General features: G+C 50.0%; 17 protein-coding genes and 1 riboswitch. Of the genes, 4 read left to right on the forward strand and 13 right to left on the reverse strand.

Annotated elements, in window-relative coordinates; translation table 11 throughout:
• Positions 1-25: 25 nt before the first annotated feature.
• From dapD to KNO69_RS13165, 7 genes are all read right to left on the reverse strand, one after another.
• Entirely contained in the window at positions 26-733 is a 708-nt protein-coding gene (dapD, locus tag KNO69_RS13130) for a 2,3,4,5-tetrahydropyridine-2,6-dicarboxylate N-acetyltransferase (protein ID WP_214689089.1), read from the reverse strand.
• On the reverse strand, positions 711-1,460 hold the full coding sequence (gene dapB / locus KNO69_RS13135; protein WP_214818570.1) for a 4-hydroxy-tetrahydrodipicolinate reductase: 750 nt from the start codon (positions 1,458-1,460) through the stop codon (positions 711-713). Before dapB ends, dapD begins: the two co-directional genes overlap by 23 nt.
• On the reverse strand, positions 1,457-2,338 hold the full coding sequence (dapA, locus tag KNO69_RS13140; protein WP_214818572.1) for a 4-hydroxy-tetrahydrodipicolinate synthase: 882 nt from the start codon (positions 2,336-2,338) through the stop codon (positions 1,457-1,459). Before dapA ends, dapB begins: the two co-directional genes overlap by 4 nt.
• 12 nt (positions 2,339-2,350) lie before the next feature.
• The gene (locus tag KNO69_RS13145) at positions 2,351-3,346 is read right to left on the reverse strand and encodes an aspartate-semialdehyde dehydrogenase (RefSeq protein ID WP_214818582.1); all 996 of its coding nucleotides are present in this window, start codon (positions 3,344-3,346) and stop codon (positions 2,351-2,353) included.
• A 12-nt stretch (positions 3,347-3,358) separates the two neighbouring features.
• Entirely contained in the window at positions 3,359-4,558 is a 1,200-nt protein-coding gene (locus tag KNO69_RS13150; RefSeq protein ID WP_031420946.1) for an aspartate kinase, read from the reverse strand.
• Between the two features lie 114 nt (positions 4,559-4,672).
• Positions 4,673-4,852: riboswitch (Lysine riboswitch) on the reverse strand.
• Between the two features lie 77 nt (positions 4,853-4,929).
• Positions 4,930-5,358: a GNAT family N-acetyltransferase gene (locus tag KNO69_RS13160; protein WP_214818585.1), complete on the reverse strand. Its 429-nt coding sequence runs from the start codon at positions 5,356-5,358 to the stop codon at positions 4,930-4,932.
• Positions 5,352-6,512 (reverse strand): alanyl-tRNA editing protein, encoded by a 1,161-nt coding sequence (locus KNO69_RS13165; protein WP_214818587.1) that lies wholly within the window; start codon positions 6,510-6,512, stop codon positions 5,352-5,354. Before KNO69_RS13165 ends, KNO69_RS13160 begins: the two co-directional genes overlap by 7 nt.
• Positions 6,513-6,607: 95 nt before the next feature.
• Between KNO69_RS13165 and KNO69_RS13170 the strand changes: the two genes are divergently transcribed.
• Positions 6,608-7,336: a GntR family transcriptional regulator gene (locus tag KNO69_RS13170; protein ID WP_015880738.1), complete on the forward strand. Its 729-nt coding sequence runs from the start codon at positions 6,608-6,610 to the stop codon at positions 7,334-7,336.
• 496 nt (positions 7,337-7,832) lie between these two features.
• Here KNO69_RS13170 and KNO69_RS13175 read toward each other — a convergent pair whose 3' ends face one another.
• The 4 genes from KNO69_RS13175 to KNO69_RS13190 all read right to left on the reverse strand — a co-directional run bounded on the left by KNO69_RS13175 (position 7,833) and on the right by KNO69_RS13190 (position 12,473).
• Positions 7,833-8,936 carry an LCP family protein gene (locus tag KNO69_RS13175; protein WP_214818590.1) on the reverse strand — a complete coding sequence of 368 codons (1,104 nt, stop codon included), beginning with the start codon at positions 8,934-8,936 and terminating at the stop codon, positions 7,833-7,835.
• 150 nt (positions 8,937-9,086) lie between these two features.
• Complete coding sequence (nagB, locus tag KNO69_RS13180; RefSeq protein WP_214818592.1) at positions 9,087-9,851, reverse strand: glucosamine-6-phosphate deaminase; 765 nt, start codon at positions 9,849-9,851, stop codon at positions 9,087-9,089.
• Positions 9,848-10,996, reverse strand: a complete 1,149-nt coding sequence (gene nagA, locus KNO69_RS13185; protein ID WP_214818594.1) for an N-acetylglucosamine-6-phosphate deacetylase — start codon at positions 10,994-10,996, stop codon at positions 9,848-9,850. Before nagA ends, nagB begins: the two co-directional genes overlap by 4 nt.
• A 118-nt stretch (positions 10,997-11,114) precedes the next feature.
• Entirely contained in the window at positions 11,115-12,473 is a 1,359-nt protein-coding gene (locus tag KNO69_RS13190; protein ID WP_214685477.1) for an MATE family efflux transporter, read from the reverse strand.
• Between the two features lie 40 nt (positions 12,474-12,513).
• Between KNO69_RS13190 and KNO69_RS13195 the strand changes: the two genes are divergently transcribed.
• The gene (locus KNO69_RS13195) at positions 12,514-13,287 is read left to right on the forward strand and encodes a CHAD domain-containing protein (protein WP_214818596.1); all 774 of its coding nucleotides are present in this window, start codon (positions 12,514-12,516) and stop codon (positions 13,285-13,287) included.
• On the opposite strand, the gene glsA is transcribed toward KNO69_RS13195, so the two are convergent.
• Together glsA and KNO69_RS13205 are read right to left on the reverse strand one after the other, a co-directional pair.
• On the reverse strand, positions 13,284-14,225 hold the full coding sequence (gene glsA, locus KNO69_RS13200; RefSeq protein WP_159563499.1) for a glutaminase A: 942 nt from the start codon (positions 14,223-14,225) through the stop codon (positions 13,284-13,286). The genes KNO69_RS13195 and glsA overlap by 4 nt on opposite strands.
• A gap of 48 nt (positions 14,226-14,273) precedes the next feature.
• Positions 14,274-14,438: a hypothetical protein gene (locus KNO69_RS13205; protein ID WP_015880731.1), complete on the reverse strand. Its 165-nt coding sequence runs from the start codon at positions 14,436-14,438 to the stop codon at positions 14,274-14,276.
• Positions 14,439-14,511: 73 nt separating this feature from the next.
• Here KNO69_RS13205 and hemG point away from each other — a divergent pair, with 73 nt between their 5' ends.
• Positions 14,512-15,918, forward strand: coding sequence for a protoporphyrinogen oxidase (gene hemG, locus KNO69_RS13210; protein ID WP_353047495.1), 1,407 nt, complete (start codon positions 14,512-14,514; stop codon positions 15,916-15,918).
• Entirely contained in the window at positions 15,915-16,997 is a 1,083-nt protein-coding gene (locus KNO69_RS13215) for a TIGR04053 family radical SAM/SPASM domain-containing protein (protein WP_214818601.1), read from the forward strand. The genes hemG and KNO69_RS13215 overlap by 4 nt, the downstream gene beginning before the upstream one ends.
• The last annotated feature ends 54 nt before the right edge of the window (positions 16,998-17,051 follow it).

Below are 17,051 nucleotides of genomic sequence, written 5' to 3' on the forward strand. Positions count from 1 at the left end.
TTTTATATTTTCTGTCTATTATACGTTAGAGAGAGCGTAAGTCATCAACAAGTTGCGTTTTTTCAGAAGTTTTTTCATCTTTCTGTTTGATGATTCGTGCAGGTGTTCCCGCAACGACAACACCTGGAGGGACGTCTTGTGTGACGACACTTCCTGCCGCGACAACTGCGTTTTCACCGACGCGAACGCCTTCCAAGATGACTGCGTTCGCCCCAATCATGACACCATCCTCGATGATGACCGGATCTTTTGAAGGTGGCTCAAGAACCCCTGCGACCACGGCACCTGCGCCAAGGTGAACGTTCTTCCCGAGCGTTCCGCGCGCTCCGATGACAGCGTTCATGTCGACCATCGAACCATCTCCGATGACCGCTCCGATGTTGACGACAGCTCCCATCATGACAACCGCGTTGTTTCCGATTTGGACGTGGTCTCGGATGAACGAGCCTGGTTCGATTCGGGCATTGAGTCGTGTCGTATCAAGCATCGGTACGGCACTGTTGCGACGGTCGTATTCAAGATGTGAATCCGTGATGACCGATGCATTTGCTTCCAAAAATGCCGCAGCGCGTTCTGCCGTCGTCAAAAACAGTTTCGACTCATCCGTTCCGAATGCTTTCGCTTCCTCGATTACAAGACCCGCCAATTGACCGTTGACGTAAAGCTTGACTGGTGTTTCCTTCTTAGCATCTTTAATATATTGTGCGATTTCATAAGCGTTTGTGAGTAACATGAGTAGCCTCCTCGTATAAGTTCGATAGATTATAAAGTCCTGCCGGGCGATCGATGATCGTTGCCGCAGCGGCAAGAGCCCCGTTTGCAAAGACGCGTTTCGATAACGCGGTATGTTTCAGTTCAATCATTTCATCATCTCCGGCGAAGAGCACGGTATGCTCACCGAAAATCGTGCCACCCCGAATGGAATGCATTCCTAACTCTTCAACTCCACGCGCTTCCCGACGTGACGTTCGTTCGTAAATCGGTGTCACGTCACGCTTCGCTTCGATGGCACGTGCCAATAATTCTGCCGTCCCGCTTGGTGCGTCCACTTTCTTCCGATGGTGTGCCTCAATCACTTCAATATCATATCCGAGAGTGAGTGGGACGAGTTGGTCGAGCAACTGCTTCAAGAGCGCGATCCCGTATGAGGTGTTGTAAGACTGGAAGATTGGGATGTCTTGTGAAGCCGTTTCAATCTCGGCCAGTTCATCCGGTGTGAAGCCGGTCGTCGCGATGACGAGCGGAATATTACGCTCCCGTCCGAACGCGAGTAAATCAGGGAGTAACGCCGGGTTCGAAAAGTCGATCACGACATCGACGGGTACGTCCACCTCATTCAGAGTCGCCGTGTGCTCGTCACTTCCCGGTGAGACGATTGCCGTTACGTTTACACCTTGCGCATGAGCGACCTCTTCGACAATGCGTCCCATTGCGCCAAACCCATGGATGAGAACATTCATTGTCTCACCTCATTGAATTGTTCCATCGCCGATAGTAATTTCGCCTCAGCCGTCGCGCTCATTGGAACGAGCGGCAGACGTGGCACACCGACTTCAAATCCTCGCGCTTGAAGCGCTGCCTTCACCGGAATCGGATTCACTTCTGCGAAAAGTTCATCGATGACTGGGAGTAAACGAATTTGCCACGTACGTGCTGTCTGCAAATCACCCGCCAATAGGGCGTCTGCCAACGCGACCGTCGCTCCCGGATAGACGTTTGATAAAACGGAGACGACCCCTTGTGCGCCCCAAGCCATGTACGGCAAGATTTGATCGTCATTTCCACAGTAAACGGTGAACCCTTCCGGAATATGGGCCATCATCTGCGCCATGACCGAGATATCCCCACTCGCTTCTTTCAAGGCAGTGATGCGCGGATGTTCCGCGAGCTCACTGACCGTTTCCGGTGCCAAGGCGACACCCGTCCGTGACGGAACATTGTAGAGCATGAGCGGAATCGGTGACGCATCCGCAATCGCAGTAAAATGAGCAATCAGCCCGGCCTGTGTCGACTTGTTATAGTACGGTGTGACGACCATCGCCATCTCCGCACCAAGTTCGGCGGCCCGTTTCGTTTTCTCAATACTGACTGCTGTATTGTTCGAACCGGTCCCCGCGATGATCACGGCTCGACCGTTTGCGACCTCCACCGCTCGAACGAGCAATGTCTCAAACTCGTCATCAGTGATTGTCATCCCTTCGCCGGTCGTCCCACCGATGACGAGACCTGTCACACCTTCTTGGATTTGGTCTTCAATTAATGCCGCCCATGCTTCTAGATTCAACTGCCCATTTTCTTGAAATGGGGTAGCTAGTGCTGTCGCCACTCCTGTGAACATGTCATCTCCTCCTTATTTCGTCGCTGTTTGACTAATCATACATTGCGCGATTTGAACGGCATTCGCTGCCGCCCCTTTTCGGACGTTATCTGCAACGCACCAAAGATGGAACGTATTGGGTTGTGAATCGTCTCGGCGAATTCGTCCGACATACACCTCATCCGTCCCGTTCGCATCGAGCGGTGTCGGATATGTCAATTCGGATGGATTGTCCATTAACACGACCCCTGGTGCATCGGCGAGGACTGCTTTCAGTTCTGCGACCGTCGCATCTCGCTCGAGCGACACCGTGATCGAGACCGCATGACTGTTTCGCACCGGCACTCGGACACAAGTGGCCGTCACCCCGAGGTTTGGCGCATTTAAAATCTTACGTGTCTCATCCATCATCTTCTGTTCTTCTTTCGTATAGCCATTTTCTAGAAACACATCGATGTGCGGCAACACGTTATCATAAATCGGATACGGATAATTCGTCGGTTCCTCTCCGCGCGCACCGCGCTCGAGGTCATCTATCCCTTTTTGACCCGATCCCGATACCGCTTGATAAGATGTATAGGCGACGCGTGTCAGTCCGTATACTTCCGCTAGAGGCGCGAGCGCCACGACCGATTGAATCGTGGAACAGTTCGGGTTCGCGATGAGCGTTCTCTCCGGACTGAGTTCGACTCGGTTCACTTCCGGTACGATGAGTGGAATTCCTTCTTGCATTCGGAATGCACTTGAATTATCGATGACAATGACTCCTTGCTCACTCAACCGAGGGGCATATTGTTCACTGATGCTGCCACCTGCAGAGAAGAGTGCGATATCGATCGGGTCCGCATAAATCGCATCGGTCAATTCACGAATCACGATCGATTGCCCATTCCCCTCGACCGTCTTTCCTGCCGAGCGGGCTGAAGCATAGAGTCTCAACTCGCTGATTGGAAATTCATATTCTGTTAAGACGTCAATCATTTTTTGTCCGACGGCACCTGTCGCACCGACGACTGCTACGTTATACATCGTGCTACCTCCTTATAAGTTGAACCGGGCCGCAATGGCTGCGACTGCCGCTTCCACATCTTGTTCTTGAATCGTATAGGAAATACTGATTTCAGACGTCGTGACTTGATAGAATGGAATCCCCATCTCACGGAATGTCGCGAAGAGCTCTGATGCGACGCCTGTCGCGTCTCGCATGCCGATTCCGACGACCGAAATTTTTGCATGTTCCGTGTGACGATCGATTTTGATTTGAGGCAAGGTCGCTGTCAACTCCGCGAGTGCCTCTTCTAAAAATGCCTCTTCATCGAGCGGACATGTGAACGAGAGGAACACTTCACCGTCGAATGCCGTCTGTGAAATCATATCGATGTTGACGTGTCGCTCTGACAATCGTTCAAAGATGTCTGCGACTCCCGCCGCCGTATGCGGAATATGTTTGATTGAGACACTGAGTACGTTCTTGACGACACTCACACTCGTGACTGCTTTTTGTTCCATCGCTTGCGTCGTATCCATGATCCATGTTCCTCCTTCGCTCGAGAGCGTCTTCCCAACAAAAATATTGACGTCGTACTTTTTCGCGAGCTCCACGCTGCGCATCTCCATCACTTTAGAGCCCAGTGCGCTCATCTCCATCATTTCGTCATAAGAGACAGTGTCCAGACGTTTCGCCGTCGGATGGATTCGTGGGTCTGTCGTATAGACACCCGCGACGTCAGTATAAATTTCACAACGCTGACTGAGGACGGCCGCCAGTGCGACGGCTGTCGTGTCCGAACCGCCACGCCCAAGGGTCGTGACGTCTCCCGCCTCATTTACGCCTTGGAATCCAGCGACAATCAGGACGTCGTATTGACGCAACTTCTCGTGTAACACTTCTTTTCGAATCGCCTTGATTTTGCTCTTCGTATGAATGCCCATCGTATCGATCCCGGCTTGCTGTCCCGTTAGAGAGATGGCCGGTACGCCTCGCGAGTTCAAGGCGATACTGAGTAGGCTGATTGTCTGTTCTTCCCCGACGGCGAGTAGCCGGTCGAGTTCGCGAATCATCGGGCGATCCGTGATTTGTTTGGCGAGCGACAGGAGCGAATCTGTCGTTTTGCCCATCGCCGATACGACGACGACCAATTTTTCACCGGTCGCCACACGTGTCTGTAAATAGTCCGAAATGGCTTGTATTTGTTCGATAGTGGCAACGGAGCTGCCACCAAATTTCAGTACGGTTGTCATCAAGTTCCCCACTTTCAAGATGTCCACCAACAGAAAAAGCGGCAGACCGGTAGGAAGCACTCTCCCTACGGTCTGCCGCTTGTACGCGCAGTTGAAAAACGATTAAAGAATCGTTCCGTAGATAGCGCTCCATGGTAGTTGACCATGGCAGTGTAGGCGTTGTTCACGACTACCCCAGCCTTCGTTCACACGCACGTGAACGTCGACTTCGGCGAATTTCCCCTTTCGGCTCGGTCCGGAGTGCGTCCGTTTCAACCAAGCTTACTCATGTCATTCGCAACCTCTATCTGTCAGTTGTTAGTATTAGTTATAACAAAACGAAATCTTCTTGCCAACCTTTTTTTAGAAAAATGGGATATTTCAAAAAAGGATTACCATGTTTTTCGCATCATGCGGTGTGGGAGATTGGCATCCAAAAATTCATCTCCGAACGCCTCATACCCGAGCTTTTCATAAAACGGAAGCGCCGTCAGCTGTGCCCCTAATCGCAGTTCGACCAATCCTTGACGTTTCGCGACACGCTCGACTTCGTCCATGATCTCTTTTCCATATCCATGACCTCGGGCCGCCTGAATCGTCGCCACCCGCTCCACTTTCCCGACAGTCGAGTCGACGGGACGAAGACGTGCTGTCGTCACCGGTTCGGAGTCAAGGAGCCCGATCACATGTGTACACACACCGTCTAAATCATCGTATTCTAAACTAGCATCGATTCCCTGTTCCTGAACGAATACGATTTCCCGCACTTGTCTGGCCTGTTCAATCAACGTTGCTTCATTTCCCGATTGAATGATCAACATGGTAAAACCCCTTCCTGCAGTCGTTTCACGATTTCTTCGATTCCTTTTTCTAGTTCCGCTACGGATGTGAAACGCGCTTGGGCCTGCTTATGGTTTCCACCGCCACGACCGATCTGCATCTCTTGGAGCGCTGCTTTCAAGAATGTGCCGACGGCGATATCCTGTGTCCCGTCATGCATGACGAACAACTTCTGCGTTCCATAGTTGGCCCCGACGGCAATTCGTCCAGTTGCCGCGATTCGTTCGATGATGGCGGTCGTCAACGTCTCCGCTTCTGTTCTTCCGACATGTAAGGCCACATAGTTATCTTCTTTCAACACGGCCTCTACTTTCGCTTTGGCAATCCGTTCTTCGAGCGTTTTAATTTCTTTTTCACGTTCCAAACGAATCGTATGTTCTTCGATTACACGGGCTGCCACGGATTCATTCGTTGTCGAGAATGCATGGTGAATCGTCCGCAACGCTGCTCGCGCTTGTTGAGTCGCCTTGATCGCTCGATTTCCGGCCACATACGTCAAGCGGAGATTCCCCCTCACTTTCTTCATCGCCGTCACATGGATGGTACCGAGTTGTCCCGTTGTCTCCACATGAGTACCACCACATGCATTGTAATCTAAACCTTCGATTTCGACGATGCGAATCATCCCCGTTCGGTCCGTCTCTTTCCGTAAACGCATCCGGTCTACTTCTTCTTCCGGAATCTCGTAGACATGAATCGGACGGTTTTCAAAGATCAGTTGTTGCATCTCTTGTTCAAGTGCTTCAACGTGCGCCCAGTCCATCGTTGCCGTTTCAATCTCAATGGATGAATCCGTTTCTCCGATTCCAAAGCTGAGCGTCCGAATGCCATGACGGTCTTCCAAAATCGCCGTTATCACATGTTGAGCCGTATGCTGGATGGAATGGTCCCGTCTGACATCCTCATCGATTCGAACTTCTACCGCTTTGCCCGCTGGTAATGATTCTGACAAGAGATGCCATACTTCCCCGTCCTTGATTTGTACGTCCAGTACAGGATGCGTCCCAATCCATCCACGGTCAGCCGGTTGTCCCCCACCTTCCGCATAAAACGGGCTGTTCTCGAGTGTGTGCCAATGACCGTTGCCGTCTTCCTTTATTGAGGTCACGACTGTACTTGCTGTATATGGTTCCATCTTGTCCTCCACCTTCTCTCTATAATCTGTTCAGACAACTAGTTTAATTTCGTCTATAATGAAACATACATCTTCTCAGTCAGGAGCGAAATGATATGTTAGAAATCGATAAACAATCTCCGTTACCTATTTATTATCAAATTGAAGCGTACTTAAAGCAACAAATTGATGACGGATTGTTAAAACCAGGAGACACCTTGCCCTCAGAGCGTGAATTTTCCGAGCAATTTCACGTCAGTCGGATGACGATTCGTCAAGCCATCATGAACCTCGTCAACGCCGGTTACTTGAGCCGTCAAAAAGGAAGAGGCACGTTCGTCGCGAGTCAAAAGATTGCGATGACGTTATCGGGACTGACGAGTTTTTCTGAGGAAATCAAACATCGAGGTATGCGACCGCTCAGCCGTCTCTTGTCATACGAGGTCATTCCGGCAACGGATCGCATCGCGCAGCAACTGAGCATCCCAAATCAAACACCGGTTTATGAAATGAAACGGCTACGACTCGCCGATGATCATCCACTTGCGCTCGAGACCGCATATATTCCCGTTCATTTATTGCCTGACCTGACGCAAGATGACGCGACGGGATCGATTTATGCGTATGCCGAACAGCATGGCTTACGCCTGAAAAATGCAACACAGACACTCGAAGCCCGGAGCGCCGGTCCAGAAGAAGCCAAGCTCCTCACCATTTCTCCGAACGCACCGGTCTTGTTGATTGACCAGCGAACATATCTCGAGGATGGCGGTATGTTTGAATACAGCCGTTCCCTTTTCCGTGGCGACTCGTACTCTTTCACTGTCGCCATGGATCGCATATAACGCACGAAACAGAAATACGATTTCCCACCCTCTTTTCGACTCATATTGGAACTAAACAATCTTATTCTACGTATAAAGATGTTAAAGGGGGGAGAACATTGTCTAAGGTAGTTGATATTATGAAATATCGAAAAATCGCATTACTTTGTTTATTTATCTCGATTCCACTTAGTCTGATCAATATCCTGATAGGCTCGACATGGTTGACGATTTTAGGAGCATCTTTATTTGTAATCTTCCTCGTCATATCCCTCACTTTATGGAAATGTCCACAGTGTAAAAGACGACTACCACTACGATTTGACCATAATACTGACGTGGATGATGTATATCGTTGTCCTTACTGTGATACCAAATTTTTGAGTGGGAACATCATCGACTAAATTATTTTCAAGTAATCCCACGCAAAAAAGCGGTCTGACCTGAAATACACTGCCACATAAAAAACGCTCAGAAGATGAATTCTGAGCGTTTTGCATTTTTCGTAAGTCAAACTTTATTGTGCTTCGTACGTTATTCCATTCGGGTCCAACGTGTAAGATTCTAATTCCGTATCCGTCATCGGCTCGACACGATTACCGGCGTCCGCTTGTTGTACACGATAGCGAACTTCTTCAAGAAGCGGTTCGTTCAAGAAATAGTAGAAGTGTCCGTCATTTGCCCGGGCACCTTCTCCAGTCAATTGATATTGCACCGTATTGTGAAGCGCACCAACATCTTCAATTAAACGCATATAGTCATTCGGTCCAAGTGTCGTCTGCATGTTGTCGCCGACGGCTTTCAAGACCTTATCATAATTGTTAAGGAGTGATGTGCCGAGTGATTGTTCGAGTACGGCATTGATGACTTCCATCTGGCGTTGTCCACGACCGATGTCCCCACGTGGGTCATCGTATCGATTTCGAACGTAGGCAAGTGCCTCTTCACCAGAAAGCTGTTGAAGTCCTTGTTCGATTTGAACTGTTTCACGTGACGCATCGTAACTGTTTTGTTGTGATGAGAACGGAACATCAATCTCAACGCCACCTACCGCATCAATGAAATCAACGAACCCTTGGAAGTTGAGCGAGACGACATGGTCGATTTCAACACCGACTAAATCTTCGATCGTGTTCGTCGCCATCCGCATCCCGTTGTTCGGATTCGATTCATCCATCGAACCGAAATAGTAAGCGTGGGTGATCTTGTCTTGGTCAAGTCCCGTCTTGCCATAAGGAATGTTATATCCCGTGTAGTCGATATTGACATACGAGTCACGCGGGATACTGAGCATCGTCGTCTGTTTTTCTTTCTTGTTTAAAATGACGACAATCATGACGTCTGATCGTCCGAACTCACCGCGCGCTTTCTTCTGTGGAGAAAGGTCTGTCCCTAAAATCAAGAACGTCTCCGTATCTTCTTTATCATAACGAGTCGGCTCAACCGTCGGGTCATCCTCTAATGTGACTTGGGTGCCTGACAACATATTGTGAGCTTTGTAAAACGCTGTACCGTAAATGCTAGATCCAGCAATAATCGCAATCAGCACGAGGGCACTAAATATCTTATAAAACGCAGACGGACCTGTGCGCTGTCTGCGAGCATGTGTTCTAGAATTCATATCGGTCTCCTTCGAGTCAAAATAATGAGCTTCACTCATTATAGAGGAAAGCGGGAAATTTGTCGAAAACGTTTTGATGACAAATTCGTTTCTTTACATTTTCCCACAGTTGAACACAGAAAAACCCGCGGAGATGACTCCGCAGGTTCGTTAATCCCGAATGGTGAAAAATCGTGTTGCCGCTTCTTGCCCACGGGCTTGTAAGGATTCCGCACAGCGCGATGCAGCCGCCCCGTCGAGCACGACCGTCACACCTGGATGGGCCTGTAGGATTGTGGCCGGCCAGTCGACCGTCGGTACGCTTTCAATCATGTGCTGTACCGCTTCAGCTTTCCGCTCCCCTGTCGCCACAAGGACAATCTCACGTGCGTTCATGATCGTATCGAGCCCCATCGTGATCGCATGCGTCGGGACGTCTTCCAATCGGTCAAAAAAGCGACGGTTTGCCTCTCGTGTTGATTCGGTGAGTTCGGTCACGTGCGTCTTCGCATCGAGGGCCGTGCCCGGTTCATTAAATGCGATGTGACCATTTTCCCCGATACCAAGAAGTTGTAAGTCGACACCAACCTTCCGAACGAGGTCTTCGTAACGAGCCGCTTCCGCTTTTGGGTCCGGTGCGTCCCCTTGAGGCAAGTGACTCTGTTTGAATGGCACTTCATCGAAGAGACGGTCTTTCATAAAGCGGTTGTAACTTTGAGGATGTTCGGGCGATAATCCGATGTATTCATCTAAATTGACGCTCGTCACGTGGCTACAGTCGAGCGCGTCCTGTTTAAACATCTGATACATCCCGACCGGTGTGCTACCGGTTGCGAGACCGAGTACGAAGTCATGTTTCCCTGAAATCCGTTCTTTGATTAGCGTATAGGCGATTCGTTCCGCGTCGTTCGCCGTCTTTGCGACTAGTACATTCATCTTTGTTCCCCCCGTTCATATACGATTCGACCTTTGACAAAAGTCATCTGAACATGTGTCGTGCCATCCCAAACGACAAGGTCTGCATCAAACCCCGATTTGATATCGCCTTTTGTCGTCAATCCGAATTCTTTGGCCGCATTCGTCGAGGTCATTTTTACCGCTTCTTCCACCGTACATCCCGTATATGCCTGAATGTTTCGGAATGCAGCATCCATCGTCAACACACTGCCCGCAAGGTTCCCGGCTTGAAGTCGCGCAGCCCCGTCCGCTACGATGACCGGTTGACCGCCAAGCTCATATTGTCCGTCCGGAAGTCCTTTTGCTCGCATCGCATCCGTGATGACGACAAGTTCATCTGCTCCTTTTAAGCGAAACGCGAAGTCGACCATCTCCGGACGACTATGGATCCCATCCGGAATGATTTCCGCGATGACCCCACCCTCTAAGAGACAATACCCAACCGTTCCGGGTTCTCGATGGTGCAACCCACGCATTTGGTTATAAAGATGCGTCCCGTGTTTGACGCCCGCCTGCTTGTTCTCTTCAAATGTCGCACTCGTATGGCCCGCCGAACCGATTGCACCGGTTTCGCGAAGAACAGCTTCAAACTCACGTGCACCTGGACGTTCCGGTGCATAAGTGACAAGACGGATATAACCGCCGGCAAGCTCTTGCCATTTCCGGAACTGCTCGGCATCCGGGTCGATAATATATTCTGCCGGTTGTGCCCCAGCCATCTCCACGTTGACAAATGGACCTTCCAAGTGGATTCCGATGAGTGTCGTATCCTGCGCTTCGATGACATTTCGGACTGCCTTCAATGCATGCTCAATCGCTTCTTTTGACTGCGTGATCGTCGTCGCGAAAAAGGACGTGACACCTTCCTGTAGCATGTCGTTACTCAATCGTCGAAGTTTTGATTCATCCGCATCCATCGTATCGACTTCATATCCCCCATGGATATGCACATCGATGAGACCCGGTGTCACGAGCGCTCCAGCGACATCAATCACAGGCTCATCCTGTTGTTCAAACTGGTCCATCGATCCAATCTCATCAATCGTTTGACCATTCCATCTGATATATCCACGTTCCCATGTTTGTTCTGCTGACACGATACGAGCATTGATCAATGTCCCCATCGGTTCACCACTCCTTTTTGTTTTCCTCCATGTTATCATATCGGATAAAAGTATAGTTGTATAGACCAATTTAAAATAAATAAAAGATTGTTCACATTTGCGAACAATCTTCTCCTCTCTATGTCGATTGAATCGTGCCATAGCGTCGGACAATCCATACTAACCGGAGGAATAACAAGACCGCTCCGGCTGCGAGCCCGGCAATCAAGCCAATCCAATAACCGTCTGGTCCAAATCCGGCGTGCTCTGCCAAGACATACCCGAGTGGTAAACCGATGACCCAATAAGCGACGAGTGAAAGGACGAGCGTGATGTTGACGTCTTTAAAGCCACGTAATATCCCTTGGATCGGTGCCGCGACAGCATCTGACAGTTGGAAGAATACAGCGAAGATCATAAAGTGAGCTGCAAGGTCCACGACCGTCGGATCATTCGTATAAATAGCCGCGACCCGTTCGTTTTGCCAAAACAAAAAAGCACCGGAAAAGATAGAAACACCGAGACAGAGCGCGAGCCCGATTTTTGCATAGCGGACGGCATCCTGCAGTCGTTTCGCGCCAAGCTCATACCCCACGACGATCGTCAATGCGCTCGATGCTGAGAGTGGCAACATGTAAACAAACGAAGCGAAGTTAATCGCCGCTTGGTGAGCCGCGACGATTTGGTCACCGTATGAACTGAGCAATACCGTGACCGCTGCAAAGATGCTGACTTCTGCGAAAATGGCGAGCCCGATTGGCGTCCCAAGTTGTAACAGTTCTTTTTGTCGGAGCCAGACCATTCGTTCGGTCGTCCGTAAAAACTTGTATTCGCGGAACGGCTTCCCGTTTCTCACGAAGAAGAAGGCCATGAAGAAGAGTAGCCAGTACGTGATGCTTGAGGCGATTCCCGCTCCAACTCCGCCGTACGCCGGCACCCCCAGTTTTCCGAAGATGAAGATGTAATTTAATCCGACATTAATGGGTAACCCTAATAGTATGAGGATCATCGAGACTCTCGTCTTGCCCAAGGCATCCATGAGCGTGCGTAGCACATTGAACAGGAACATCGGCAAGACACCGAATCCAAGGGCAAGCAAGTATTGCGTCGCGATTCGTTTCCCTTCTACACTGAGCCCCATGCTCTCGATTGCCATCGGCACAAGGAGTGAGCCCAACGTCAGCGTGATTACGCTCAGCATGATGGCTAAATAGATACCTTGAAACAAGGTACGTTGAATCTGTTGACGGTCTCGCGCACCAAGCGCTTGCGACACGATCGGGGCCACCGCCAGCAAGATTCCACTCAGTCCGGTATACACCGGCATCCACAAGCTTGAACCGACTCCGACACCTGCCAAATCGACGGCACCCGCCCGTCCGGACATGACGGTATCAAAAAAGCTAATCAAATAAAAAGACACTTGCGTGACTAAAATTGGAAAGAAAATCGTGAAGAACAGTTTGATTTTTTCGTTTAATGAATGTGTTTGGTACATGGACAACCCTCATCTCTTTTTCAGAAAGGAACTTATAATCATGAATCAACGGCATGCAGAAAAGCTTAAATTTGAACTGTTGGAAACGTGGAACACGTTCAATCACTATGTGACGGAAGCCCTCACCTTCAACAATTCCGAGGATATTCATCGCGCTCGCGTTCATCTACGGAAATTGATCACGTTTATGCAACTATATGAAACGAAGCCGGCGACGTTCCGACAACTCAAACAATTGATGGAGGCACTCGGTCATGTGCGCGACCTCGACGTCCTCATCGAAACGTTTGATTCCAAAACCGAACTCGACCATGCGTTTCTTGAAGCGATGGAGACAGAACGTGCCATCGCACGGACGATCCTTTCGACCCGCGTCAGTGAAAAAATGACCCCGTCGCTCGATCAACAAGTACGTCGTTTCATCGGCGGACCGTTATTTCGTGCGTTCAAAAAAACGAACGCCTCTCCGATGTTAGAAAAGGCGAAAAGCGAGCGCAAGCAACGTGTACGCGTCTATCACGAACAATCCGATGGAAAAGAACAGCATGAAGCGCTCCATAAAGTCCGTTTAGCCGTCAAACGCGAACGCTATTTACATGAGTACTTGCTAAACTATGAATCGGATGCATCGATGGACACTGTCCGAACGTTAAAAAAAATGCAAACCGAACTCGGTGAGATGAACGACCATGACCAACTGTTAAAGCGTTGGCGGGCCTTCACCCCTCCAGCTGAACTACTGTCTGCATACGACAGAAAAATTGAAACATTACAGCAGGAACTCGATGCATCCGTGGAGCACCTCTCGATTTAGCGCGAAGTATAGCGCTCAATCAGTAGTTCCAACAACTTCATTCCGGCAATCGAGTTCCCTTTTGAATCAAGTGCCGGGCCAAATATGCCAAACCCGACGTTATTCAAGTCCAGTTCGTGGTTCCCGACCGCCAAGATGGCACCCGATACCCCACTTTTTCCCGGAAGACCGACCCGGACAGCGAACTCACCCGATGCATCATACATGCCACACGTCGTCATGATGGCCTTGACGATTCGGACGACCCGACGTGGAATCAACTCTTCGCCCGTATCCGGATCTTCTCCATTCCCTGCAAAGACACGCCCGATTCGTGCCAAATCAAAACAATCAATCTCGATGGCACACTGTTTCGTATACACATCAATGATCTCATCGACGTCACCATCCACAATTCCATGGTGACGCATGAAATAGAGCAGGGCACGGTTCAAGTCGGTCGTCTCGTATTCAGAGCGGGCGACTTTTTCGTCGTACGTGACCTCTTCGACCGAGCGATTTAATAACGTCGCTAAAAACTGGCGGAACTGATAGATTTTGAGTTCTGCCGTCTCCCCCAAAATCATACTCGTCACCGCTAACGCTCCGGCGTTGATCATCGGATTGAGCGGTTTTGACGGGACCGTTTCCTCAAGTTTGGCGATGGAGTTGAATGCGTCCCCCGTCGGCTCCATCCCTACTTTCGAAAAGACATAGTCCTCCCCGAACTCCATCAGTACATAACAAAGGGTGAGCGCCTTCGATACGCTCTGAATCGTAAACTTGTGATGAACATCCCCCGCATGAATATACGTACCGTCCGGCAAACAAATCGCCACCCCGAGTAAATCGTTTTTCACATGTGCGAGTTCAGGGATATAATCCGCCACTTTCCCTTGAGCCGTGTACGGACGACACTCATCAACCAAGTGATTCAACTGTTGTTCGAGTACATTCATTCGATCACCTCATGTTCCATCAAATTTCAACCGGGTCATCTTATCATATTACCCGTCTGGTGGTCCATCATCTTTATACCAGTCTTCATCCGCCCAAATCATCGGTGGACTTTCCTCGTCTCCAACCAACTTTTCTCCATGTCGATTCATCGACAGAATAAACCCAGCTATGCCTACCACCACAAGCGTCGCAACGATAAGGAAGGAAGCCATTCCATCGTCCCCTTTCGAATTCGTGACAAATTTGTCTAGAACTCCGTGACACTTATCCTATATCTCCGTCAACATTCCCGGTACCGTTAAGACGACAACAACTTCAGAGAAATGGGTGAATCAATTGAATCGTATCGCGATTATCGGAGGTGGCATCACCGGACTTGCCGCAGCCTATTATGCCAAAGAAGCCGGAGCTCATGTCACATTGATTGAGGCGCAGGACCGTCTCGGTGGAAAAATTAAGACCATTTATCGGGAGGGGTTTACGTTAGAGACTGGACCCGACGGTTATATGGCACGAAAGCCGACCTTGACATCACTCATTACGGATCTCGGTCTCGCAGATCAACTCGTCCGCTCCAGAACCGGGACTTCTTACATTTACGTACGGAAGCAACTGAGACAGATGCCGGCCGGATCGGTCATGGGCATCCCGACCAAGTTTTGGCCGATGGTCAAAACGGATCTCTTTACTTGGAGAGGAAAACTTCGCGCCGGATTCGATCTCGTGATTCCACGCGTGTATGCAGGAGAGGATATCTCGCTCGACCGTTTCTTTCGGACGAGACTCGGCTCAGAAGTCGTCGATACGATGATCGAACCGCTTCTGTCCGGGATTTACAACGGGACACTCGAAGACATGAGCATCGAGTCTACTTTCCCTCAGTTTATCACGATTGAACAAAAAACTCGCAGTCTGATTCTCGGAATGAAAGCACTCACTCCTCCCGTCCAAGCCGGTGTAAAGCCGTCCGAGACTGGTAAGTTCCTGTCGATTGAGCAAGGACTCGGAGCGATCGTCGAGGCGCTCCGTCCGTCAATCGATCGACTCATGTTAAAGACGCTTGTTCAATCCGTTCGACCTCATGAAGTCACATTTGCCGATGGGACGGTCGAACAGTTTGACGGCATCATTCTTGCGACTTCCCCTCAAGCACTCGGACCTTTGCTCGGATTCCCAGAAGCCGAACGCTTGTCATCGTTAAAACGTACCTCTTCGATGACCGTACTCGCCGCCTTCGACGAGTCAGATGTGGATGCGTTAGATGGAACCGGCTACGTCATCGCCAAATCGGAAGGAAACGCCTTGACCGCTTGTAGCTGGATGCATAAAAAATGGCCACACCTAGCTCCTAAAGGAAAAGCATTGCTCCGCATGTATATCGGTTCAGAACATGTCCCGTCCCTGCTCCATGAAGAGGATGATCAAATCGCAAACTTCGCTTTAAGCGAACTTCGACGCATTCAAAAAGTCGGGACTCCCCTCTTTACGAAAGTCGAACGACACATTCAAACGATGCCACAATATGAAGTCGGTCATAAACAGGACGTCCGCGCGTTCGAAGAAGCACTTCTGAAGTGGGACGGCGTCGAGGCGTGTGGTGCCATACTTCATGGAGTCGGATTACCTGACTGCGTCGATTCTGCCAAACGGGCGGTCAATCACTTACATCTTCGACAGGCGGTGACGGTATGAAGCACATCGACTATAACGATAACCCGTTCATCGTCATTTGGGAAGTCACACGGGCCTGTGCGCTCTCCTGCGTCCACTGCCGGGCAGAGGCACAATTTCACCGTTACGAAAACGAACTCGATACGGAAGAGGGAAAGGCATTGATTCGCGAGATTCATGCGATGGATAACCCGATTCTCGTCTTTACGGGCGGTGATCCTCTCATGCGTGAAGATTTATTTGAATTGACCGCATACGCCTCTTCCCTCGGGATGCGCGTCTCAATGACACCTTCCGCCACACCTCGAGTGACTCACGATGCCGTGAAACGAGCGAAAGCGGCTGGTTTGTCACGTTGGGCCTTCTCCATTGACGGACCGGACGCCGTGACGCATGACTACTTCCGCGGTACACGTGGCAGTTTCGACCGTACCATTCGAGGAATCTCATATTTCCGAGAGGAGGGAATGTCATTTCAAATCAATACGACGGTGACCGAATACAACGTCAATCGATTACCGGAAATGGCGAAACTCGTAGAATCCCTCGGCGTATCCGTCTGGACGCTCTTTTTCCTCGTGCCGACTGGACGTGGATCCCTGTTACAACCCATTACACCTGAGCGACATGAGGAAGTATTGAAATGGGCGTTCTCCCTACAAGAGACGGCACCCTTCATCATCTCGACGACGGAAGCCCAATTTTATCGGAGAGTCGCTCGGCAAGAAAATCAGCGACGCCGGGCAGCAGGACTCCCTCCAATCGGACATCCACATGACGATTTGGCAAAAGCCCCTCGTGGGACAAATGACGGCAACGGATTCGTCTTTATCTCACATACAGGGGATGTCCAGCCGTCCGGATTTTTACCGATCACCTGCGGAAACGTCCGAACGACACCTCTCGCCGATATTTATCGCCATCATCCGACATTCAAGGCGCTACGTGACCCGGATAGTCATCACGGAAAGTGTGGGTATTGCGAGTATCGTTATCTATGTGGAGGTTCGCGTGCTAGAGCCTATGCGGTCACTGGCGATTTCAAAGAATCAGAACCGTACTGTATCTATCAACCAGAACATCCTCTCGTTTCACAATAACGATTCCCATTTATTCCCTCTCCGTGTAAGATTGAATTATATGATGAGAAGGGA

The organism is Exiguobacterium sp. s131, assembly GCF_018617345.1.
In the GTDB taxonomy this organism is placed as follows: domain Bacteria; phylum Bacillota; class Bacilli; order Exiguobacteriales; family Exiguobacteriaceae; genus Exiguobacterium; species Exiguobacterium profundum.

Coding starts and splice junctions, on each gene's coding strand:
- nagB (WP_214818592.1), bottom strand. CDS start 9,851: ATGAATGTACTAGTCGCAAAGACGGCGAACGACGCGGAACGAATCGCC.
- KNO69_RS13150 (WP_031420946.1), bottom strand. CDS start 4,558: ATGACAACCGTACTGAAATTTGGTGGCAGCTCCGTTGCCACTATCGAA.
- KNO69_RS13190 (WP_214685477.1), bottom strand. CDS start 12,473: ATGTACCAAACACATTCATTAAACGAAAAAATCAAACTGTTCTTCACG.
- KNO69_RS13215 (WP_214818601.1), top strand. CDS start 15,915: ATGAAGCACATCGACTATAACGATAACCCGTTCATCGTCATTTGGGAA.
- KNO69_RS13205 (WP_015880731.1), bottom strand. CDS start 14,438: ATGGCTTCCTTCCTTATCGTTGCGACGCTTGTGGTGGTAGGCATAGCT.
- KNO69_RS13165 (WP_214818587.1), bottom strand. CDS start 6,512: ATGGAACCATATACAGCAAGTACAGTCGTGACCTCAATAAAGGAAGAC.
- nagA (WP_214818594.1), bottom strand. CDS start 10,996: ATGGGGACATTGATCAATGCTCGTATCGTGTCAGCAGAACAAACATGG.
- KNO69_RS13145 (WP_214818582.1), bottom strand. CDS start 3,346: ATGTATAACGTAGCAGTCGTCGGTGCGACAGGTGCCGTCGGACAAAAA.
- glsA (WP_159563499.1), bottom strand. CDS start 14,225: ATGAATGTACTCGAACAACAGTTGAATCACTTGGTTGATGAGTGTCGT.
- KNO69_RS13175 (WP_214818590.1), bottom strand. CDS start 8,936: ATGAATTCTAGAACACATGCTCGCAGACAGCGCACAGGTCCGTCTGCG.
- KNO69_RS13160 (WP_214818585.1), bottom strand. CDS start 5,358: ATGTTGATCATTCAATCGGGAAATGAAGCAACGTTGATTGAACAGGCC.
- dapD (WP_214689089.1), bottom strand. CDS start 733: ATGTTACTCACAAACGCTTATGAAATCGCACAATATATTAAAGATGCT.
- dapB (WP_214818570.1), bottom strand. CDS start 1,460: ATGAATGTTCTCATCCATGGGTTTGGCGCAATGGGACGCATTGTCGAA.
- KNO69_RS13195 (WP_214818596.1), top strand. CDS start 12,514: ATGAATCAACGGCATGCAGAAAAGCTTAAATTTGAACTGTTGGAAACG.
- dapA (WP_214818572.1), bottom strand. CDS start 2,338: ATGTTCACAGGAGTGGCGACAGCACTAGCTACCCCATTTCAAGAAAAT.
- KNO69_RS13170 (WP_015880738.1), top strand. CDS start 6,608: ATGTTAGAAATCGATAAACAATCTCCGTTACCTATTTATTATCAAATT.